We start from the raw sequence: 20310 nt of genomic DNA, 5'->3' as shown, positions 1-20310 counted from the left end.
CAGCTGCCGACATCGCTCCCACTGCTGACCAACTCCTGACACAACCATGTCAGGAGGGCTCGAGTATATGCTCCCCCAAAGTGCATAAGCAGGGAGACCTCGGATGATCGATAGTGGCTTTGAAACGAAATCGCTGCGGATGGAATTGCTGCTGCTGGTGACCTTTCAGGCACCGGCAGCCGATGTCGACCGCATCATGGAGGCGGTGGTCGCGATCGCGCCGCTCGAAATGGGCAAATATGACAGCAATGCCTTTCAGTCGGCGGACGGCATCGAACGTTACCGGCCGCTTGAAGGTGCCGCCGCCGGCGCCGAGACGGAATTGCGCAGGCGGTCGGGGACTGTCGAGGTGTCGTTCGAACTGCCTGATGACCAGAAGCTCGCCGCACGCGTCGTCGAGGCGATTTATCAGGTTCACAGCTATCAGGAACCGGTGATCCGCATTCAGCCACTGCTTGCCAGCCGCTCCAAGGGTCTCGACGACCGCACCAACCCGAACCGCTGGTGGAACACGACGGGAGACTGGAAGAAGGCGTTACAACCGGAAACCGTCGCGGCGGAGTGACCGGAACCTGGTCGTATCTCGGTTTGAATCTGGCTGTCAGGAAGCCTGCCGATGAATGATGAAGCAAACCGCAAACCGGCAAGCGATCCCCAGGACCTGGCGCGGCTATTGGTTTCTCGCGAGCAAGCGGGAGACGCGGAAGGAGTGGCTGCTCTTTACGAACCCGGTGCCATCCTCGATACCGGCAACGGACAGTTGGCCTGCGGCAGAGATGCCATCCGCCGATTTTACGCCAAGTTGGTGGCAGCGGGACGAAAGTTTGATCTCGGAGATCAGCGTCCGGCTATCATCAACAGGGATTTGGCGCTCACTTCCACGCGCCTTGCCGACGGCACCGTTACTGCGGAAATCGCTCGCCGGCAAGGTGACGGGAACTGGCTTTGGGTGATCGATCAGCCGTCCATCGCTCGATATTCATAGCCAGCATTCAAACTGAGACGCCACCCAGAGGACGGCCGGAGGCACACAGGAGCCTCCCGCGGCTGTCGGCACCCAATCAACTTGTCGGGTTTTGGTAGCACTCAATGTCCGCTTCGTCCCCAGCCTCCATCGGCTGGCATAAACCCGGACAACTCATGTGCTACCTAATCCGGACAACTCATCTGCTTACGACACAGAACCTGGACAAGGGTTGACTTTCCGGGCGCGTTCTTTATGTGTCGCGGCAAGTTTCCCGCGTCCGGGTGTTTCCCGTGCTCCAGCGGCCAAAACTCCACGAACATTCAACGGACGAACATCATGGCCAAAGCCGCAAACATCAAAATCAAGCTTCTGTCGACCGCCGACACCGGTTTCTTCTACGTGACCAGCAAAAACAGCCGCACCAAGACGGACAAGCTGTCGTTCCGCAAATACGACCCGGTCGCCAAGAAGCACGTCGAATTCAAGGAAACCAAGATCAAGTAATCGGGTTTTCTCTCGCAGTACCGAAACGCCGCCTTCCGGGCGGCGTTTTTCATTTCGGGGATACAGGGCTAGCCGATGCGATCGCCGCTTGCCGGATCGAACAGATGGAGCGATGCCGGATCAGCCGACAGGCGCACGGCCTCACCCGGCTTCACGCTGGCCCGGCCCATGGCAAACACGCAGACCTGCTGGCCGGCAAGCCTGGCATAGAACTGGGTGGACAGGCCGAGCGGCTCCACGACACCCACCTCGCCCTTCAGCGCGCCATTGTCGGCGAGCCGGATATGCTCGGGCCGCAAGCCGACGGTGATCGCATCGCCATCCCTGAGCGGCAGGCCGTCCGGCAGCCTCAGCTTCTGGCCGTCGGCCAGGATGGCATCCGGCTTGGCGCCCTTTTCAACCACGGCAGACAGAAAATTCATGCCGGGCGAGCCGATGAACCCGGCGACGAACATGTTGACCGGCCGGTCGTACAGATCGAGCGGCACACCGACCTGCTGGACGAGGCCGTCATGCATGACGACGATGCGGTCGGCCATTGTCATCGCTTCGGTCTGGTCGTGGGTGACATAGACTGAAGTGGTCTTCAATTGCTGGTGCAGCGCCTTGATCTCGGCACGCATGTGAACGCGCAGCTTGGCATCGAGGTTCGAAAGCGGCTCGTCGAAGAGAAAGACCTTCGGGTCGCGTACGATGGCACGGCCCATGGCGACGCGCTGACGCTGGCCGCCGGACAATTGCCGAGGCAGGCGCTGCAGAAGCGCATCGAGCCCGAGCCGCTTGGCGGCACTGTCCACCCTTGCATCGATCGCCGGCTTCCCGGCCTTTCTCAGCATCAGGCTGAAGCCCATGTTCTTCGACACGTCCATGTGCGGATAGAGCGCGTAGGACTGGAATACCATGGCAATGTCGCGGTCCTTTGGCGCAATATCGTTGACCAGGCGCTCACCAATATGGATTTCGCCGTCGGAGACCTCCTCCAGCCCGGCGATCATACGCAGCAGTGTCGACTTCCCGCAGCCGGACGGACCGACCAGAACGACGAACTCGCCGTCGGCGATTTCGAGATCGACTGCGTGCAGAACGCGCACCGCTCCATAGTCTTTGCGGACTTTGTCGAGTGTAACGGAGGCCATCGATCTATCCCTTGACGGCGCCGGCGGTAAGGCCGGTGACGAGGTAGCGTTGCAGGAAGGCAAAGAAGACGCAGACCGGGATCAGCGCCAGGATGGAAGCCGCCATCATCTGTCCCCAGTCGACCGCGAATTTGCCGATATAGGTGAGCAGGCCGACCGCGAAGGTCTTCTGGTCGTCGCTGGAAATCAGCATCAGCGCAAACAGCAACTCGCTCCAGGCGGCGGTAAAGACGAAGCCGAGCGTCGCGCCCATGCCGGGCAGCGTCAGCGGCACGATCACCTTGCGCATCGCCTGCAGGCGCGTGCAGCCGTCGATCATCGCTGCCTCTTCCAGGTCTCGCGGGATGCCGTCGAAGAAAGATTGCATCAGGAAGGTCGCAAAGGCCGTATTGAACGCGGTGTAGATGATGACGAGGCCGGTCAGGCTGTTGATGAGGCCGATCTGCCCCATGATGCGGTAGATCGGCGGAATGACCATCACCAGCGGAAAAGTCTGGGTGAGCAAAAGCAGGATGGCCAGGGTCGCCTTGCCGCGGAAGGAAAATCGCGACATGGCGTAGCCGGCCAGCGTGGCAATGACCGTTACGAAGGCTGCCGTCGACACCGAAACGATAACGCTGTTCAGGAAGTAGCGCGGGAAATCGGTGGCTTCGAGCACGGTGACGAAGTTCTGCAGCGTCGCTTGCGACGGCCAGAAAGTGATGCCTTCGGAATAGAGCAGCCGCTCCGGCGTAACCGAGATCTTCAACGTCCAGAAGATCGGGAACAACGCGAAGGCCATATAGGCGGCGATGGCGCCGTAAAGGCCGATACCGCCGAGGACGCGCGAGGAAGCGGAGCGTCCGGCAATCATCAGACGTGCCTCACCAGCGAACGGCGGATGCCGATAAGCGCAACCGCGTAGACGATGAGCAGCACAAGCAGCAGGACCGCCACTGCGGAGGCATAGCCTTTGTCCAGCGACTTGAACGCGCTGACATAGATATAGACCGGCACTGTGGCGGTCGAACCGGCAGGCCCGCCTTCGGTCATGACGAAGATCAGGTCGGCGAATGTGGCGATCCATATCGTGCGCAGCATGACGGTAATGACGATGGTCGGCGCCAGGAACGGCAGCGTCACCTTGGTGAAGCGCTGCCACGGCGAGGCGCCGTCGATCGCCGCCGCCTCATGCAGTTCTGACGGGATCGACTTCAACGCCGCCAAAAGGGTGATGGCAAAAAAGGGAATGCCGAACCAGACATTGGCGACGATCGGCCCCCACATGGCTGTCGAGGGATCGGAGAGCACGTTGGTTGGCTCGGCTTTCAGCCCCAAGGCGTAGAGCCAATGCGGCAGCGGCCCGATGATCGGGTTGAACAGCCAGGCCCAGGTCAGGCCCGAGAGGAAGGACGGTACCGCCCAAGGCAGGAACACCACGGCCTGCACGATCTTTCTGCCCCGGAACGGCGTATCGAGCAGCAGCGCCAGGCCAAGTCCAAGGAAAAATTGGAAGAACAGGCTGGCTGCCGTCCACCATAGCGTGTTGACGAGCGCCTGCCCGAGCACAGGATCCGACAGCATCGCCTGATACTGCCCAAGCCAGACATATTCGGATTTGAAAGCGGAGAATTTGCGGAACGAGTAGCCGACACCGATAACCAGCGGCACCAGGAGCACGACGACCAGCAGCGCGATCGCCGGGCTGAGATAGAGCCAAGGCTCGATCACGGCATGGGATAGCCGCTTCTTTCGCGGCCTGCCGGCGGATCGGATTTCGGACACGGCATAGGTCATTGGTACTGGATCGTCTCCTGGGTAAGCACGGGCTGGCGACAGCGCCTTCCCCGTTTACGGGGAGATGCCGGTCCACCCTCCGCAGCTGCAGCGCAGCTGCTGCGGAGGACGGGCAGGCAGATGAGAGGCAACACGAGCCACGACGGGTTGGCGCCGCCCTCATCCGTCACTTCGTGACACCTTCTCCCCGTGAACGGGAGAAGGAAGAAGAGCTATTTCTTGTTCTTGGCCAGCCAGTCCTGCTGTTCTTTGGTCAGGAACTTGGCCCATTCGTCAGCCACGTCCTTGGCCGCTTTCTGGCCAAGCAGCACTTCCTGAAAATTCTTGATCGCCACCTGGTCTACGAAATTGCCAAGGTTTTCCAGGTGAGTCGGCGGCGTCACCATCTCGTATTTGTCGCCGTTGTTCAGTTCCTCGAACCAGCCTTTGAACTGCTCGGTCCTGAAGTGGGCGTCCTGGTCGGCGCCGTTGTGGATTGGAATGACGCCGACTTCCTTTGCCCATTCCAGATTGTCCTTGGGCGACAACAGCGTCGCCATCAGCTTCCATGCATCGTCCTTGTGCTGGGAATTGGCGAACATCGCCCAGCCGGCATAACCGAGCGTCGGATAGGATTTGCCGCTCGGTCCGACCGGCATCGGCGCCACGGCGAAATCGTCGGCGCTCATCTTGTCGGCGATGCCGAGCAGCGCGTCGGGATCCTGGTTCAGCATGGCGCAGGTGCCGCTGTAGAACCCGGTGACGGTCTCGTTAAAACCCCAGCTCACCGCATCTTTCGGCGCCAGGCCGTTCTTGTACATGTCGGCGAGCATCTGCAGGCCCTTGACCGAGCCTTCCTCATTGATGGTCGAGGTGCCGTCCTCGTTGAAATAGCCGCCCTTGCCGGCTGCGATGTTCATGAACATATGCATGCCGTTGAAGGCGCCCGGGCCGCCGCGCAGGCAGTAGCCATATTTGCCCGGTATCGCCGAGATTTTTTTGGAGTCCTCGACGAATTCATCGAGCGTCGCCGGCGGACCGTCCAGACCGGCCTCCTTGAACAGCTTCTTGTTCCAGAACAGCGCGTTCAGGTAATAGCCGTAAGGGATCATGTACTGCTTGTTATCGACCGTCGAGCCGAACTGCTTGGCACGCTCGCCAAGCGTTTTGGCATCGTCCCATTTGGCCATGTATGGCCCGAGATCCTCGAGCTGGCCGTTGGTCGCATAGAGGCCCATCCAGCGCTCCGGCATCTCGACGATGTCGGGCGTGTCGCCGGCCTGCACCATGGTGAGGAACTTCTCGAACGCCTGGCCCCAGGGCAGCGATACCAGCTCGACCTTGACACCCGGATTGGCCGCCTCGAATTCGGCGATCTGCTTCTTGAGGAATTCGGTACGCGGCGGGCTGGTGATGACCTCGACCATCTTGACCGTGGAATCGGCCAGCACGCTGCCAGCGGAAATCGCCAGACCCAAGACGGCACCAAGAAGGATGCTCAGTTTTTTCATGTTCAGCACTCCCATTTTGAACGGCTCCTTTATCTTTTTGCTCTGTCGAAGGCCCGGGCAACATCCGCCCACAAGTCTTCGACACTTTCCAATCCGACACTGAAGCGGATGGTTCGTGGGCTGACGCCGAAGCGCGCCATCGAATTCAGGCCCGGCGTCTGCTCGAGCGAGGCCTTTGCCGGAACGACCAGGCTCTCATGGCCGCCCCAGCTGACGCCGATGCGAAAGAGTTTCAGCGCATCGACGAAAGCCGGGATGTCGACGTCTTCCGTCACTTCGAACGAGAACAGCCCGGCATAGCCGGCAAGCGTCGCCTTGCCTGGATGGTTGGAATAGGCCGGGTGGTTGACCCGCTCGACATGGTCATGCGCTTTCAGCCGTTCGGCGATGGTCAGCCCGCTCTTCATGTGGTGCGGCAACCGCAGCGGCAATGTGCGCAGGCCACGCAGCAACAGCCAGGCCTCGAAAGGCGAAAGTTTGCCGCCGAGATAGGAATAGGTCTGCTCGTTGATATGTCGGATATGGGCGGCCGAACCGGCCACCACACCGGCGACGGTGTCGCTGTGGCCGCCGAGATATTTCGAGGCCGAATGCAGCACCAGGTCGACACCGTGCGAAATCGGCTTCTGGAACACCGGCGTCGCCCAGGAATTGTCGATCGAGGTGATGATGCCCTGCTCTTTGGCCAGCCGCGCGAGCTGGGTTATGTCCTGGAGCTCGAACATCATCGACGTCGGGCTTTCCAGGTAGAGCAGCTTGGCGCCGGGAAGTGCTGCCGCGACCGCGTCCGGATCGGCACCGTCGACATAGTCGACCTTGATGTTGAGCCGTGGCAAAAGCCGTTCGAACAGCCGGTAGGCATCGCCGTAGCAATTGCGCACGACAACCATGCGCTCACCGGCGCCGACGAAAGCAAGCACCGTGGCGCTGATCGCCGCCATGCCGCTGGAAAAGCCGCGCGCGGCCTCCGCGCCTTCGAGAGCGGCGACACGCGCCTCGAACTCCATGACCGTCGGGTTGTCGCCGCGCGAATAGATCGGCTGACGTCGCCTGCCGGCGAATGTGTCGGCCATCTCGGAATAGTTGGCGAAGGTGAAGAGCGAAGTCTGGTAGATCGGCGGGACCACCGCGCCGCCGGGGAAAGGCTCGTCATGGGCGAGAAGCGTCGCTGCCTCGGCGAGATAGTCGTTTTCGAAACCGGCGGGATGATCGCTCATTTCTGGCCTGAAAGTTCGAGTTTGGCCGCGCCGCGCTTCAGATCGTCCTCGACGGTGGCGATCAGCTTGAGCGCCTCGGCCCGGGCCCCCTCCGGATCGTGCGCGGCAATGCGTTCGTAGATGGTGCGGTGGTAAGGAAAGCTGGCGTGGCCGAAATCACGAACGCCGAGCGGATGCTCCCAGAAACGATGGAACAGTTCGTGCATGGCGGCGATGATCTGCTCGAACAGCGGATTGCCGGAACTGCGGTAGATCGACTGGTGGAATTCCCAGTCCTCCTCCGCCGACATCCCGGCGCGGGTGTGGAAGGCCTGCTCCATAATGTCGAGCTTGCGCCCGATCTCGACGAGATCTGCCTGGCCCGCGCGGACGGCGCACAGGGCGGCGGCTTCCGCTTCCAGCGCCCGGCGGATTTCCAGCGTCTGCATCAGGCTGGTGAAATCATTGCCGCCGGCCAGCGTCAGCGGCATGTGCAGCATGTCCAGCGAGACCACTCCCTTGAGATAGGTGCCGCTGCCTTGGCGCCGTTCGACCAGGCCGAGCCCTTCCCACCGCGTCAACGCCTCGCGCACGGTGTTGCGGCTCACCTTGAGGCGCTCGGCAAGGATTCGTTCGGTCGGCAGTCTCTGGCCGGGCCCGAGAGCTTCCCGCATCACAAAGCCGGCCAGCGCCTTGAGCACCGCGTCGTCACGAGCAGTTGCCTGTATGGGGGAAAGGCCGAATTCGGTCATGCCAACGGGTCACCAAATGGCTCAATGGTCCAACCAATTTCTGCATAGAAGACAGGGGCCTGTCAATCGACTGCGGGCGCATACGCCCTGCCCAGCCGGCTATTTCAAAGGGCGCTGTCGCTGCCGCAACAAAAACCAAGCGTTTTCCGGGTCTTGGCGTAGAATCCTGATGTGTTCTGAAAATTGGGGGCCGGCCGGCGTTTGGCAGCGGTACGAGGAGGCCACTATGTGCCAGCGCCGGCCGGCCGACCCCACGGACCCAGGAGATGCGGCGGACCTGAGCATCATGGGGTATTCTTCGGGTCGAACCGGCGATCTAGCCTCGTGCCGGTTACGTCTAAGGGCTGCACATTTGCGCAACAACTTATGGAAATCAACCGTTTCTTAACCAAGCCTCGCAAATCGCTTGGATTAAGGTAAATTCGTAACCTTGTCGCGTTGACCCGGCAATTGGTGTTCGGTGCTAAGCCGCCTTGGCGACGACGCGATTGCGGCCGCCGCTCTTGGCTTCGTAGAGCGCAAGGTCGGCGCGTTTCATTAGCGCGGAGACCGTGTCCACCCCTTTCAGCACCGACGAAACGCCGACGCTGACGGTGACTTCGACGGCTTTGCCTTCGGCGCCGACGGGAAACGGCAGTTGGGCGATTTCGGCGCGAATGCGCTCGGCGACCTTTTCGGCCACCGCGCCGTCGGTGTCCGGCATCACCACGACGAACTCCTCGCCGCCGAAGCGGCAGGCTAGGTCGATGCCGCGCACATTCTTGCGCAGCCGCCGCGCGAATTCGCGCAGCACGTCGTCGCCGCCGTCATGGCCATGCGCGTCATTGATGCTCTTGAAGCGGTCCAGATCGGTGATCATCACCGACAGCGGCCGGCGCCGTGCCACGGCGCGGTCGAACAGCGTCTGCAGATGGCTGTCGAGATAGCGCCGGTTGTGCAGGCCGGTCAGGGCATCGGTCACCGCCATCTCGATGGTCTGGGTGACGCTGGCGCGAAGCTGGTCGTTGTAGCGCTTGCGGCGCACCTGCGTACGCAGCCGCGCGGTCAGCTCCTGCTGGTCGATCGGCCGCATCAGATAATCATTGATGCCGAGTTCGAGGCCGCGGATGATACGCCCCTCCTCGCCCTCGTCCGCCAGAAGGATGATCGGCAGGAAACGGGTGCGATCGAGCGAGCGCAATTGCGAGCAGAGCCTCAGCGGGTCGAAATCGGCGAAGGCCGTCGAGATCATCACGCATTCATACGGCTGCTCGGCGGCCTGGAAGAAGCCTGCATGCGGATCGTTGGCGACGTCGAGATCGGCACTGCCGCGCAGCATCTTCTGGATGCGCTCGAACGAGGATTTGCGCTCGTCGACCAGCAGCACCTTCGGCACCGCATCGTCGGTAGCGAAGTTGCGGCTCAAAAGCTCCTCGATGCCGATATTGCGTGTCGTCGAGGCGCGCAGCCGCAGCTCGTCGGTCAGCGATTTCAGCCTGACCAGGCTCTTGACGCGCGTCATCAACTGCAGATCGTTGACCGGCTTGGTCAAAAAATCGTCGGCGCCGGCCTCGAGGCCGCGCACCCGGTCCGAAACCTGGTCGAGCGCGGTGATCATCACGACAGGGATGTGCGATGTCGCCGGGTCGCCCTTCAGCCGCCGGCAGACCTCGAACCCGTCCATATCGGGCATCATCACGTCGAGCAGCACGACGTCGACCTTGCCGTTCTCGCAGATCTCGATCGCGTCCGGCCCGTTGGTGGCGGTCAGGACCTCGAAATATTCGGCGAGCAGCCGAACCTCCAGCAGCCTGACATTGGCTGGGATGTCGTCGACGACGAGGATCCGCGCGGTCATTTCACAAAGCTCCGGCTCGGCTGAGAAGGTACATCAGGCATCGCCCAGGTAGGATTTGATGGTTTCGATGAAACGCGGCACCGAGATCGGCTTGGAGATATATGCCTCGCAGCCGCCCTGGCGAATGCGCTCCTCGTCCCCCTTCATCGCGAAGGCGGTGACGGCGATGACCGGGATGACGTGGAGATCATCGTCCTCCTTCAGCCATTTGGTGACCTCGAGGCCCGACACTTCCGGCAGCTGGATGTCCATCAGGATGAGGTCCGGCCTGTGCTGCCGCGCCAGATCCAGCGCTTCCAGGCCGTTGCGTGTGCGCACCGTCTCGTAGCCGCTCGCTTCGATGAGGTCGCGAAAGAGCTTCATGTTGAGCTCGTTGTCTTCGACGATCATAACCTTCTTTGGCATCGATTTCCCGTCCCGGCTGACCTTCCACTCGAAGGGTGCCGTCATGCGCCCCTTGTCGGCACGCACCAAACCTGTTCCCACTATACGGCAATATGATTGACGAAACGCAAACCGGCCGCCCTAAAAGCGTTCGGATTCCAGGTGGGCGAGCTTGCTGCCGGCGACACTTGCCACTACTGCGAAAACATAACGATTCCGCCCATGAAGGAAGGTAGCGATGGCAAACGCAGCGTCAATGCGCGAGGAAGCGGAAACCATTGCCGTAAAGGCGTTGGGCTTCGTCGCCGCCGATCCGGAACTTCTGCCCCGCTTCCTGGCGATCACCGGCATCGAAGCCCATTCCATCCGCCGGGCGGCGGGCGAGCCTGGATTCCTGGCCGGCGTGCTGCAGTTCATCCTTGCCCACGAGCCGACGCTGATGCGTTTTTCCGAGGAGACCGGGACGCCGCCGGCCGCAGTCGGCAAGGCATTGCGGGCGCTGCCGCTCGGCGACGACAATCATGAGCATTCGGTATGAGCGACGATCCCGAGACGGCGCGGCAGATCGAGGAGCTGGCCGACGACGACCGGCCGCTGCTGGTGCTCGACGTCGACGACGTCGTGCTCGAATTCATCCGGCCGTTTCCGCATTTCCTCAAATCGCGCGGCTTCGGCCTGACGCTGGCTTCCTTCCGCCTCACCGGCAACATCACCGAAACGGCGAGCGGCCGTTTGATCGAACAGCCCGAGGTTACGGCACTTCTGGGGGAATTCTTTGACGCCCAGGCCGATTGGCAAAGCATCACCGACGGTGCCGAGGATGCTCTTGCAGCGCTTAGCGACAGCGCCGAGATCGTTCTGCTAACCGCCATGCCGCACAAGCACCGCGTGGTGCGCCGTGCGCATCTCGACGCGCTCGGATTGCCCTACCCGCTTTTGACCACCGAAATGGCCAAGGGACCGGCGGTGGCCAAATTGCGCGGCAACAAGGGCCGCCCGGTCGCTTTCGTCGACGATCAGCCGTCCAATCTTGTGTCGGTGCAGAACTCGGTCGCCGATGCGTATCTCTTCCATCTGATGGCCGACAATTCGCTGCGCGCTTTCCTGCCGCCGCCGCCGGACGGCGTCAGAGTCGTCGAAGACTGGCGCGACGCCGCGCCGAAGATCGCGAGCGCTCTGGGGCTTTAATGCGAGCGCTCAGGGCTGCAGCTTCGGTCCTGCCCCGCCATTGTCGCCGCCGTCCGAATCCTCGCCCCCGGTCGAATTGTCCGTTCCATTCGCGCCATCATCGCCCGAGTTGTCATCCTGGCCGGCGCTGTCGTCCTGGACTTCATCCGGCCCCTTCAGCATGGCGCCGTTGACCGCAACGGACCCATCGGCCTTGGTGTTGATCACCCATTCCAGCCGGCCATCCGGCATCGTCTTGCCAAAACCTTTGACGGCCAGCGCAAAGGGGAAGGCCTGCGCCATCTGCTCATCGCTCTTGGCGCCTTCCTTCAAGGCATCGACGATCCTGTCGTAGCCGGCCACAGCGACGGTCACGGTCGCATCAGGCTTTTCGCCGCCCGGGAAAGTCATCTCGCCTTCCATGGCGACTTCGACGTCGCCATTCTTCACGGTCGAGTGGCCGAGGATTACTTTGGGTTTCTTGGCCTTGAAATCGGCGACCAAAGCCTTGCCGAATTCCCCCGGCAACGGCGGATTCTTATTGAGATCAAAGGCTTCGATCGCCTTCTTCGCCATCGTGTCGAGATCGATATTGGCACCGCCGAAGTTGAGGTCGATATCCGTCGGCACCAGTGGACCAGTCCAGGCGGGCAGCAATTGCCGGGGGATCGTCAGACCGGAGGCCTTGATCCCATAGTTGATTTTGCCGTTCTGGGAGACGCCATCCATGCCACTAGCCAAATCCAACTGCTTCGCACCCCACTTGCCGACTGGGCTCTCAATTGCGAAATCCTTGAAGGCGTACGTTCCGTCGATTCTTTCCCAGACAGGCAACGCCGCAAGAAGACGTGACTTAAGTTCCGCCTGATTTACTTTCAGTTTCGCCTCGTCTTCATTAGCGACGGCAAAAGCAAGCAGATCCATCAACGGCTTTGTCCGAACACCCTTGCCGTTTGCATGCACCGAAAGTTCCGGCGCATTGAGGGTGACCGGGAAATTCAACCCTCGCTCGGGATCGTTGATTTTGAGGACTTCAGCAAAATTCAAGATCTTTTCCGCGACAGTGAAATCGATGCCGCCGTTCGCCGATTTCGTCGAATTTAGCGTGGCGGTGCCGGCACCGGCAGAGACATCGGCCTCTTGCTTCGGCTCCCGGGTTTTCATCGTCATAGCGTCCATTGACCCCGTGGCGCTGACGAAGGCCACCAGGGCCGGATCATATACACCGGTGAACTTGTTGTTCGACACCGAAAAGTCGATGTGCTGCGGCCCTTGAGGCCCCTTGAAATCGAACGATCCGGTCAGCGACGTATCCGCCGACACGTCCCACTGCCCGTCCTGGCGCGGCTTGACCCGCATGTCGTAAGGCGTGACGTCGAACTTGAAGGAATCCTGTTTCGACAGCAAAGCGACGAGCGGCTTGAAATCGACGGCGAGTTTGTACGCATCGCCGTCGGCAGTGATTTTCACCAGCCCGATATCGAAACCCTGCCTGCCGAAATAATGTGCCAGATCATCGGTAAGCTTCTTCGCGCCTTGGCTGTCGACGGTCTGGGCGAAAGCGGGCGCGCTAAACGCGACGGCGAGAACAAGTGGCAATACACGCTTCACGTCGATTCTCCGTTGTCTCGGGCCAAATCATTGCTTGTGTTAGTGAAACAGCGTTACAGCGGCAAGACGCCGACTGTAGGCCAAAAGCGCATCCGGCTAAAGCACCAGCCGCACCAGCGGTCGGCCTGGCTTACGTTCGACCAATCGCTGGAACCCGGCCTTGTCGAAGACCCGCGACGAGCCGACGAACAGCCCGATCGAGCGCGAATCCTTCGACAGGTCGATCGGGCAGGCCTCGATCAGCCGCGCGCCGTTCTCGCGGGCGAACTCGATGCCGCCTTGGACCAGGCGGTGCGACAGGCCCTTGCCGCGTGCTTTGGTGTGGATGAAGAAGCAGGAGATCGCCCAGACGCCCAGATCGCTGGCGTCGGCGGGGTCGATCGGCGCCGACCCCCTGCCCTGGTTGTTCCATTCGGGCACGTCCGCACGCGGGCCGATCTGCATCCAGCCGACCGCCTGGCCACCCTCGAAAGCCAGCAGGCCGGGCGGCGGCCCGGCCTCGATCCGCGCCTTGATGTGGTCCTTGTTGCGCTCCCGGTTGCTCGCGCGGCGTGCTGCGGGCGACAGCCGGAAATGTGTGCACCAGCAGCCGTAGCAGGCGCCTTGCCTACCGAAAAGATCTTCGAAATCCGCCCAAAGCTCGGGCACTAGCGGCGCTATGGTCGTATTCATGAGCTCTCTCCCGGCCCACCGCCTTGTCGTGGCATCCGTCCTGACGTACCATTGCATTTGTTCTCTTTATGTTCGCAGCGATGGCGGCCCCTGTCAACAATTCCGAACACGGTTTTTGCCGCGACTGCCTGAGTTTTCAGTGCAGCGAGGCACGCCGTTGCGAGCGCTGCGGCAGTCCACGGCTCGCCCGCCATCCGGAGCTCTACCGGCTGCGCCTTGCGCATATCGATTGCGACGCGTTCTACGCGGCGGTCGAAAAGCGCGACAACCCGGCGTTGAAGGACCGGCCATTGATCATCGGCGGCGGCAAGCGCGGCGTCGTCTCTACCGCATGCTACATTGCCCGCATCCACGGCGTGCGCTCGGCAATGCCGATGTTCAAGGCGCTCGAAGCCTGTCCGGAAGCGGTGGTCCTGCCGCCGGACATGGAAAAATACGTCCGCGTCGGCCGTGAGGTGCGCGCTATGATGCAGGCGCTGACGCCGCTGGTCGAGCCGCTCTCGATCGACGAGGCCTTTCTCGACCTCGCCGGCACCGAGCGCCTGCATGGCCTGCCGCCTGCGGTGGTGCTGGCGCGCTTCGCACTCGGCGTGGAAAAGGAGATCGGCATCACCGTTTCGGCCGGTCTTTCCTACTGCAAGTTCCTGGCCAAGGTGGCATCGGACTTCCGCAAGCCGCGCGGCTTTTCGGTGATCGGCGAGGCCGAGGCTATCGGCTTCCTGGCCGAGCAGCCGGTGACGCTGATCTGGGGGGTCGGCAAGGCCTTTGCCGCCACCCTCGAGCGCGACGGCATCCGCACCATCGGCCAGTTGCAGCGCATGGAACGTGGCGATCTGATGCGCCGCTACGGCGTCATGGGCGACCGGCTCTACCGGCTTTCGCGCGGCGAGGACGACCGTCGCGTCGTTCCCGACCAGGACGCGAAAAGCGTCTCGGCGGAAACCACTTTCGATACCGACATCGCCTCCGTCGACGAACTGGTTTCGGTGCTGAGGGCGCTGTCGGAAAAAGTCTCGGCCCGGCTGAAGAAATCCGGCATTGCCGGACGCACCGTCGTCCTCAAGCTGAAGACCCAGGATTTCAAGATCCGCACGCGCAATCGCCAGCTCGGCGATCCGACCCGGCTGGCCGACCGCATCTTTCAGACCGGGCTCGAGCTGCTGCGCAAGGAAGCGGATGGCACGAAATACCGGCTGCTCGGCATTGGCGTCAGCGATCTCTCCGACGATGACCGGGCGGACCCGCCCGATCTGGTCGACGTCCAGTCACGCAAGCGCGCCATGGCCGAAGGCGCCATCGACACGCTGCGCGGCAAGTTCGGCCGCAGGGCGGTGGAAACCGGCTATACCTTCGGCAAGGGCCGCGATGCCCATCCGCCCGAACCGGTCGAGGAATGATACCGGCATGTTTGAGATTCAGGTCAGGCCGAGTCGAGAAGGGTGGTTTCCGAGAACCGGAGCGGAGCGCACTTGTGAATACGTGAGCACTGGATGCGCAGGAAACCGCCTTTCGCAGGCCGGCCTCACCTGAATATCAACTTGCCCCAGTCACGTGCGCTGCAGATCGATCCGGGTGGTCACCACACTCTTCCCGGTTTTCGGATCGGTATCGACGACGATCAGCCGCATGCCATTCTCGCCGTTCTTCTCGACCGTCATTTGCGCCTTGCGATCGCCATTGACCTCCTTGGCCCAACGGATGCCGAGATTGATTGCGTTGCCGGAGCGGCTGCCGCTCAATTGCGCCGGCCCGGTGCGCGATCCGACATAGGTGCCGGTGTATTTCGTCCCGCTCGATTTGAGATCGGCGCTGATGGCGCGCGTTACCACGATAAGACCGCGGCAGCTGCCGTCGAGCGATAGCGAGCTCGACGTTGCGTCGGAATTGAAATGACAGGAGACATTCACCGTCGGCGCATCGGTGGTCACCTTGACGATGCCTTTGCCGGCGAAATTCCCCTGGAATGAGCTAAGAAAATCCGGATCGTCGGCATGCGCTGCCCCGGCCCCGGCCCCGGCCGTCAGGCAGCCGGCAAGTACAAATCGTGCAAGTGATTTCATCGGACCGCTCCTCGTTGGTATCCAAAACACAGCACGCAAACACTGAGGGACCAACGCTTCCCTCAGCGGCGGGTTCCGGCTTCAACATCACTGTTTGCAACGCTGCACGGCTGGCCCAGTCGAATGCGTCGGCTAGCGGTTGCGATGAGCGCTCCGGCTTGCGACATAGCCGCATGGCACCCGCACCCTCGATCCCCAAGGCCGCGTTCTGGATGGCGCTGTCGATCGCCTCGTTCCTGGCGATGTCGGTGGCCGGCCGTGCCACGACGGCCGAACTAAACGTCTTCCAGGTGCTCGAGCTGCGCTCGGTGATCGGCTTTTTCATCCTGTTGCCGCTGGTCATGATGTCAGGCGGTTTTGCGGCGATGCGCACCGGACGCCCGCTGGCTCATATCGCCCGCAACGTCGTCCACTATACCGGCCAGGCTGCCTGGCTCTACGCCCTGACGCTGATCCCGCTTGCGGTACTGATCTCGATTGAATTCACGACGCCGATCTGGACCGCTTTGCTGGCCGTCGCTTTCCTCGGCGAAAGGCTCTCCCGGCCACGGCTGGCGGCAATCGTGCTCGGGCTGATCGGCGTTGTGATCATCGTGCGTCCGGGCGTCGGCGCGGTCAATCCGGGACATGTCATCGTGCTGGGAGCCGCGGTCTGCTTCGGCGTCTCGGTGGTCCTCGTCAAGTCGCTGACGCGGACGGACAGCGTCGTGCGCATCATCTTCTGGATGTTGATCATCCAGTCGCTGCTTGGCCTCGTCCCGGCGCTTTACGAATGGCGCAACCCGCCGCTTGAGCTCTGGCCGTGGATCCTGCTCATCGCCTTCACCGGCATGTCGTCGCATTTCTGCATGGCCCGCGCACTTGTCTATGCCGATGCGACGGTCATCTCGCCAATGGACTTTTTGCGCGTGCCGCTGTCGGCGGTGATCGGATGGCTGCTCTATCACGAGCAGATCGACGCCTTCACCGCCGGTGGCGCCCTGCTGATCCTGCTCGGCAATCTGCTCAATCTGCAGCGGAGAGCACCGCAACCGGCGGAGATCGCCGCTTCATAAGCGTGCGCTAACTCTTAGACCAGTTCCACCTCGACCACGCCCGGCACCGCCCGCATCGCCGACGCGATCTGCGGCGATACGCGGTAGCGGTTGGGCAACTCGATCTCGACCTCGCCCTCGCCGCCTTCCTTGATGACGATGATGCTCACCTGACTGTCGCCACGCTGGCCAAGCTGCGATTGGATTGTCGATGCCGGTGCGTCATTTCTGACGAAGATGCGCAACGCTTTCTGGATACGGCTTGCCTCTTCCTCCAACGACTGCACGGTCTGGATGCGCAGATTGACGCCTTCAGGCCTGTCCTCGGCCGAAACGGTGATCACCACCGAGCGGCCGGGTTCGAGCAGGTCGCGGTATTGCGCCAGCCCCTCGGAAAACAGCACCGCTTCATACTGGCCGGAGGTGTCGGAGAACTGCACGACACCCATCTTGTTGCCGGTGCGCGTCTTGCGCTCCTGCTTGGTGGTCACCGTGCCGGCGAGCCGGCCGGCGGCAGCACCGCGTTTGACGGCGGCCGAAAACTCGCCCCAGGTCTGCACCCGCATTTTCTGCAGCGCCGCCTTGTATTCGTCGAGCGGATGCGCCGAGAGATAGAACCCGACCACCTGGAATTCACGGTGCAGGCGGTCGGCGGCGAGCCAGGGATCGGTCGCCGGCAAGTTGAGCGCCTGCGACTGTGCGCCGAGCGAGGCGCCAAAGATGTCATGCTGGCCGGTGACGGCATTCTGCTGCGCCAGCGACGCCAGCCCCATCATCCGCTCGACGCCGGCCATCATCGCCGCGCGGTCATGACCGAAGCAGTCGAGCGCGCCGGCCATGATCAGGCTTTCGAAGACGCGCTTGCCGACGATCTTCGGATCGACCCTTTCACAGAAATCGGCGAGGCTCTTGAAGGGTTTTTCGCCGCGCGTGGCGACGATGTGCTCGACCGCCGCATCGCCGACGCCCTTGAGCGCGGCCAGCGAATAGAAGATGCGGTTCTCGCCGACCTCGAAATCCCGGAACGACGTCATGACCGACGGCGCCACCACCTCGATGCCGAGGCGCAGCGCATCCTGGCGGAAATCGGCGAGCTTGTCCGTATTGCCCATGTCGAGCGTCATCGATGCCGCCAGGAATTCGACGGGGTAATGCGCCTTCAGATAGGCGGTCTGGTAGGAGACGACGGCATAGGCGGCGGCATGCGATTTGTTGAAACCGTAGTCGGCAAACTTTGCCAGCAGGTCGAAGATGAAGTCGGCTTGCGGCTTGCCGACGCCGCGCTCGACCGCGCCCGAAACAAAGCGCTCGCGCTGCTTGTCCATCTCGGCGCGGATCTTCTTGCCCATGGCGCGGCGCAGCAGATCGGCTTCGCCCAGCGAATAGCCGGAGAGCTCCTGCGCGATCTGCATCACCTGTTCCTGGTAGACGATGACGCCTTGCGTCTCCTTGACGAGATGGTCGATCTTCGGGTGGATCGACGCCATCTCCTCCTCGCCGTGCTTTCTGGCGTTGTAGGTCGGTATGTTCTCCATCGGCCCCGGCCGGTAGAGCGCGACCAGCGCGATAATGTCCTCGATACAGTCGGGCCGCATGCCGATCAGCGCCTTGCGCATGCCGGCACTTTCCACCTGGAACACGCCGACCACCTCGCCGCGCGACAGCATGGCGTAGGTTTCGGGGTCGTCGAGCGGAATGTGGGCAAGATCGATCTCGATGCCGCGGCGGCGGATCAGCTTGACGGCCCTGTCCAGCACCGTCAGCGTCTTCAGGCCAAGGAAGTCGAATTTCACCAGCCCGGCCTGCTCGACATATTTCATGTTGAACTGCGTGACCGGCATGTCCGAGCGCGGATCGCGGTACATCGGCACCAGCTCCGACAGCGGCCGGTCGCCGATGACGATGCCGGCGGCGTGCGTCGAGGCGTGCCGATAAAGACCTTCCAGTTTCTGCGCCGTATCGAGCAGCGTCTGCACGATCGGCTCACGCTCCGCCTCTTCGGCAAAGCGCGGCTCGTTGGCGATGGCGTCGGCGAGCTTGACCGGATTGGCCGGGTTCGACGGCACCATCTTGCTCAGCTTGTCGACCTGCCCGTAAGGCATCTGCAGCACGCGGCCGACGTCGCGCAGCACCGCGCGCGCCTGCAACGTGCCGAAGGTGATGATCTGGCCAACCTGGTCGCGGCCGTATTTCTGCTGGACGTAGCGGATGACTTCCTCGCGCCGGTCCTGGCAGAAGTCGATGTCGAAGTCGGGCATAGACACGCGGTCGGGATTGAGGAAGCGCTCGAACAGCAGCGAAAAACGCAGTGGATCGATGTCGGTGATGGTCGTGGCATAGGCGACCAGCGAGCCGGCGCCCGAACCGCGGCCCGGGCCGACCGGAATCCCTTGTGCCTTGGCCCATTTGATGAAGTCGGCAACGATCAGGAAATAGCCCGGATATTTCATCTTCTCGATGACGCCGAGCTCGAAATCCAGCCTTTCGCGATATTGCTCGACCGTGTAGCCCGGCGTCGGGCCGTGCGCCGCCAGCCGCGCCTCTAGCCCTTCATGCGCCTGCCTGGCAAGCTCCTGCGCCTCCGCCTTGACCGCAGCATCGGCGTCGGCGACATCGCGGCCGGCAAAGCGCGGCAGAATCGGATTGCGGGTCTTCGGGTAATACGAGCAGCGCAGCGCGATCTCGACGGTGTTGTCGATTGCTTCCGGCAGGTCGGCGAACAGCCTCGCCATATCGGCCTGGCTTCTCAGGAAGTGGTCGGGCGAAAGGCGGCGGCGATTGTCGGCCGCAACCACGGAACCTTCGGCGATGGCGATCAGGGCGTCATGCGCCTCATAGTCTTCACGAGAGAAGAAAAACGCCTCGTTGGTGGCAACCAGCGGCAGATCGTGGCGGTAGGCGAGATCGACCGACGACTGCTCGATGGCGCGGTCATAGCCGGACACGCGCTCAAGCTCGACATAGAGCCGGTCGCCGAACAGGCTCTTGAGCGCCGAGAGCCGGGTCTCGGCGAGTTCGCGGCGATCCTGTTTCAAGGCAGTGCCGATCGGACCGCGCGGCCCGCCCGTAAGGCAGATCAATCCGTCGGTGTGGCCCTGCAGCATCTCGCTCGTCAGATGCACCGCTTCGCCGGGCGGTGTCTCGAGGTAGACGCGGCTGACCAGCCTGACCAGATTGCCGTAGCCGGCCTCGGTTGCGGCGATCAGGACGACCGGCCGCATCTCCGGTCCTTGCCGCCTGCGGTCGCGCTGGCTGTCGCTCGCCTCGCCGGAAAAGGCGAGGTCGATCTGGCAGCCGATGATCGGCTGGATGCCATCCTTTACCGCCTTCTGGGCGAATTCCAGCGCGCCGAACAGATTGTTGGTGTCGGTGACGGCGATTGCCGGGCATTCGTCCTGCACCGCATGGCCGACGATCTTGCCGAGCTGCAAGGCACCTTCGAGCAGCGAATAGGCCGAATGCACGCGCAGATGAATGAATCGACGCGCCGCCGCCTCCGCCCGCGACGCCTTTGCATAGGCCTCGCGCAGCAAGGGATCGCGTGGAAGTCTTTCATCCGCCATGGTTTTTTCGCGCCGCCTCACAAGGACTCAGTCGATGAAGATGTATTGTATTGTCCGGCACCGGGTAACACGAGTCCAGCGGTAGTGATTGGAGCTTTGTGAACTTAGCAATCGCTTCCGCCGGCAGAAAGGCGCTGCCACCGAAGCTGCCAATCTCCCCC

At 62.3% G+C, this 20310-nt stretch carries 19 protein-coding genes; 7 read left to right on the top strand and 12 right to left on the bottom strand.

Features of this window, described 5'->3' with window-relative positions; all coding sequences use genetic code 11:
- Window positions 1-103: 103 nt before the first annotated feature.
- The 3 genes from NKH93_RS17815 to rpmG all read left to right on the top strand — a co-directional run bounded on the left by NKH93_RS17815 (window position 104) and on the right by rpmG (window position 1471).
- Window positions 104-565 (top strand): YqfO family protein, encoded by a 462-nt coding sequence (locus tag NKH93_RS17815; RefSeq protein WP_352471771.1) that lies wholly within the window; start codon window positions 104-106, stop codon window positions 563-565.
- A 51-nt stretch (window positions 566-616) separates the two neighbouring features.
- On the top strand, window positions 617-985 hold the full coding sequence (locus NKH93_RS17810) for a YybH family protein (protein WP_352816715.1): 369 nt from the start codon (window positions 617-619) through the stop codon (window positions 983-985).
- A gap of 318 nt (window positions 986-1303) precedes the next feature.
- Entirely contained in the window at window positions 1304-1471 is a 168-nt protein-coding gene (rpmG, locus tag NKH93_RS17805; protein WP_006201775.1) for a 50S ribosomal protein L33, read from the top strand.
- 68 nt (window positions 1472-1539) lie between these two features.
- Here the strand turns inward: rpmG and NKH93_RS17800 are convergent, their stop codons facing one another.
- The 8 genes from NKH93_RS17800 to NKH93_RS17765 form a co-directional block, all read right to left on the bottom strand.
- Window positions 1540-2607 (bottom strand): ABC transporter ATP-binding protein, encoded by a 1068-nt coding sequence (locus NKH93_RS17800; protein ID WP_352682943.1) that lies wholly within the window; start codon window positions 2605-2607, stop codon window positions 1540-1542.
- A 4-nt stretch (window positions 2608-2611) separates the two neighbouring features.
- On the bottom strand, window positions 2612-3460 hold the full coding sequence (locus NKH93_RS17795; protein WP_352502457.1) for a carbohydrate ABC transporter permease: 849 nt from the start codon (window positions 3458-3460) through the stop codon (window positions 2612-2614).
- Complete coding sequence (locus NKH93_RS17790) at window positions 3460-4383, bottom strand: carbohydrate ABC transporter permease (RefSeq protein ID WP_352816719.1); 924 nt, start codon at window positions 4381-4383, stop codon at window positions 3460-3462. Before NKH93_RS17790 ends, NKH93_RS17795 begins: the two co-directional genes overlap by 1 nt.
- A gap of 212 nt (window positions 4384-4595) precedes the next feature.
- On the bottom strand, window positions 4596-5873 hold the full coding sequence (locus NKH93_RS17785) for an ABC transporter substrate-binding protein (RefSeq protein ID WP_352770278.1): 1278 nt from the start codon (window positions 5871-5873) through the stop codon (window positions 4596-4598).
- A 29-nt stretch (window positions 5874-5902) separates the two neighbouring features.
- Window positions 5903-7090: a PLP-dependent transferase gene (locus NKH93_RS17780; RefSeq protein ID WP_352971184.1), complete on the bottom strand. Its 1188-nt coding sequence runs from the start codon at window positions 7088-7090 to the stop codon at window positions 5903-5905.
- Window positions 7087-7821 (bottom strand): FadR/GntR family transcriptional regulator, encoded by a 735-nt coding sequence (locus tag NKH93_RS17775; protein ID WP_023679986.1) that lies wholly within the window; start codon window positions 7819-7821, stop codon window positions 7087-7089. The genes NKH93_RS17780 and NKH93_RS17775 overlap by 4 nt, the downstream gene beginning before the upstream one ends.
- Window positions 7822-8284: 463 nt before the next feature.
- Window positions 8285-9658: a PleD family two-component system response regulator gene (locus NKH93_RS17770; protein ID WP_352540644.1), complete on the bottom strand. Its 1374-nt coding sequence runs from the start codon at window positions 9656-9658 to the stop codon at window positions 8285-8287.
- Between the two features lie 33 nt (window positions 9659-9691).
- A complete protein-coding gene (locus tag NKH93_RS17765; protein WP_006334976.1) occupies window positions 9692-10063 on the bottom strand; it encodes a response regulator in 372 nt (123 codons plus the stop codon).
- 217 nt (window positions 10064-10280) lie between these two features.
- Between NKH93_RS17765 and NKH93_RS17760 the strand changes: the two genes are divergently transcribed.
- Window positions 10281-10580, top strand: coding sequence for a DUF3572 domain-containing protein (locus NKH93_RS17760; protein ID WP_352502452.1), 300 nt, complete (start codon window positions 10281-10283; stop codon window positions 10578-10580).
- Complete coding sequence (locus tag NKH93_RS17755) at window positions 10577-11230, top strand: hypothetical protein (protein WP_352971182.1); 654 nt, start codon at window positions 10577-10579, stop codon at window positions 11228-11230. Before NKH93_RS17760 ends, NKH93_RS17755 begins: the two co-directional genes overlap by 4 nt.
- A gap of 9 nt (window positions 11231-11239) precedes the next feature.
- Here the strand turns inward: NKH93_RS17755 and NKH93_RS17750 are convergent, their stop codons facing one another.
- Both NKH93_RS17750 and NKH93_RS17745 read right to left on the bottom strand, forming a co-directional pair.
- The gene (locus tag NKH93_RS17750) at window positions 11240-12820 is read right to left on the bottom strand and encodes a hypothetical protein (RefSeq protein WP_352971180.1); all 1581 of its coding nucleotides are present in this window, start codon (window positions 12818-12820) and stop codon (window positions 11240-11242) included.
- Window positions 12821-12916: 96 nt separating this feature from the next.
- Window positions 12917-13492, bottom strand: coding sequence for a GNAT family N-acetyltransferase (locus tag NKH93_RS17745; RefSeq protein WP_352971178.1), 576 nt, complete (start codon window positions 13490-13492; stop codon window positions 12917-12919).
- 68 nt (window positions 13493-13560) lie between these two features.
- Here NKH93_RS17745 and NKH93_RS17740 point away from each other — a divergent pair, with 68 nt between their 5' ends.
- Entirely contained in the window at window positions 13561-14889 is a 1329-nt protein-coding gene (locus tag NKH93_RS17740; protein WP_352742541.1) for a DNA polymerase IV, read from the top strand.
- A 150-nt stretch (window positions 14890-15039) separates the two neighbouring features.
- Here NKH93_RS17740 and NKH93_RS17735 read toward each other — a convergent pair whose 3' ends face one another.
- A complete protein-coding gene (locus NKH93_RS17735) occupies window positions 15040-15552 on the bottom strand; it encodes a hypothetical protein (protein WP_352971176.1) in 513 nt (170 codons plus the stop codon).
- 173 nt (window positions 15553-15725) lie between these two features.
- Here NKH93_RS17735 and NKH93_RS17730 point away from each other — a divergent pair, with 173 nt between their 5' ends.
- Window positions 15726-16607, top strand: a complete 882-nt coding sequence (locus tag NKH93_RS17730; protein WP_352816381.1) for a DMT family transporter — start codon at window positions 15726-15728, stop codon at window positions 16605-16607.
- A 14-nt stretch (window positions 16608-16621) separates the two neighbouring features.
- Here NKH93_RS17730 and dnaE read toward each other — a convergent pair whose 3' ends face one another.
- Window positions 16622-20149 carry a DNA polymerase III subunit alpha gene (gene dnaE, locus NKH93_RS17725; RefSeq protein WP_352971172.1) on the bottom strand — a complete coding sequence of 1176 codons (3528 nt, stop codon included), beginning with the start codon at window positions 20147-20149 and terminating at the stop codon, window positions 16622-16624.
- Window positions 20150-20310: the final 161 nt, after the last annotated feature.

It is taken from the genome of Mesorhizobium sp. M0954, from assembly GCF_040319155.1.
Lineage (GTDB): Bacteria > Pseudomonadota > Alphaproteobacteria > Rhizobiales > Rhizobiaceae > Mesorhizobium.
Note: the sequence above shows the minus strand (reverse complement) of the source record. Positions and strands in the feature narration are given on the sequence as shown.

Coding starts and splice junctions, on each gene's coding strand:
- NKH93_RS17815 (WP_352471771.1), top strand. CDS start 104: ATGATCGATAGTGGCTTTGAAACGAAATCGCTGCGGATGGAATTGCTG.
- NKH93_RS17810 (WP_352816715.1), top strand. CDS start 617: ATGAATGATGAAGCAAACCGCAAACCGGCAAGCGATCCCCAGGACCTG.
- rpmG (WP_006201775.1), top strand. CDS start 1,304: ATGGCCAAAGCCGCAAACATCAAAATCAAGCTTCTGTCGACCGCCGAC.
- NKH93_RS17800 (WP_352682943.1), bottom strand. CDS start 2,607: ATGGCCTCCGTTACACTCGACAAAGTCCGCAAAGACTATGGAGCGGTG.
- NKH93_RS17795 (WP_352502457.1), bottom strand. CDS start 3,460: ATGATTGCCGGACGCTCCGCTTCCTCGCGCGTCCTCGGCGGTATCGGC.
- NKH93_RS17790 (WP_352816719.1), bottom strand. CDS start 4,383: ATGACCTATGCCGTGTCCGAAATCCGATCCGCCGGCAGGCCGCGAAAG.
- NKH93_RS17785 (WP_352770278.1), bottom strand. CDS start 5,873: ATGAAAAAACTGAGCATCCTTCTTGGTGCCGTCTTGGGTCTGGCGATT.
- NKH93_RS17780 (WP_352971184.1), bottom strand. CDS start 7,090: ATGAGCGATCATCCCGCCGGTTTCGAAAACGACTATCTCGCCGAGGCA.
- NKH93_RS17775 (WP_023679986.1), bottom strand. CDS start 7,821: ATGACCGAATTCGGCCTTTCCCCCATACAGGCAACTGCTCGTGACGAC.
- NKH93_RS17770 (WP_352540644.1), bottom strand. CDS start 9,658: ATGACCGCGCGGATCCTCGTCGTCGACGACATCCCAGCCAATGTCAGG.
- NKH93_RS17765 (WP_006334976.1), bottom strand. CDS start 10,063: ATGCCAAAGAAGGTTATGATCGTCGAAGACAACGAGCTCAACATGAAG.
- NKH93_RS17760 (WP_352502452.1), top strand. CDS start 10,281: ATGGCAAACGCAGCGTCAATGCGCGAGGAAGCGGAAACCATTGCCGTA.
- NKH93_RS17755 (WP_352971182.1), top strand. CDS start 10,577: ATGAGCGACGATCCCGAGACGGCGCGGCAGATCGAGGAGCTGGCCGAC.
- NKH93_RS17745 (WP_352971178.1), bottom strand. CDS start 13,492: ATGAATACGACCATAGCGCCGCTAGTGCCCGAGCTTTGGGCGGATTTC.
- NKH93_RS17740 (WP_352742541.1), top strand. CDS start 13,561: ATGTTCGCAGCGATGGCGGCCCCTGTCAACAATTCCGAACACGGTTTT.
- NKH93_RS17735 (WP_352971176.1), bottom strand. CDS start 15,552: ATGAAATCACTTGCACGATTTGTACTTGCCGGCTGCCTGACGGCCGGG.
- NKH93_RS17730 (WP_352816381.1), top strand. CDS start 15,726: ATGGCACCCGCACCCTCGATCCCCAAGGCCGCGTTCTGGATGGCGCTG.
- dnaE (WP_352971172.1), bottom strand. CDS start 20,149: ATGGCGGATGAAAGACTTCCACGCGATCCCTTGCTGCGCGAGGCCTAT.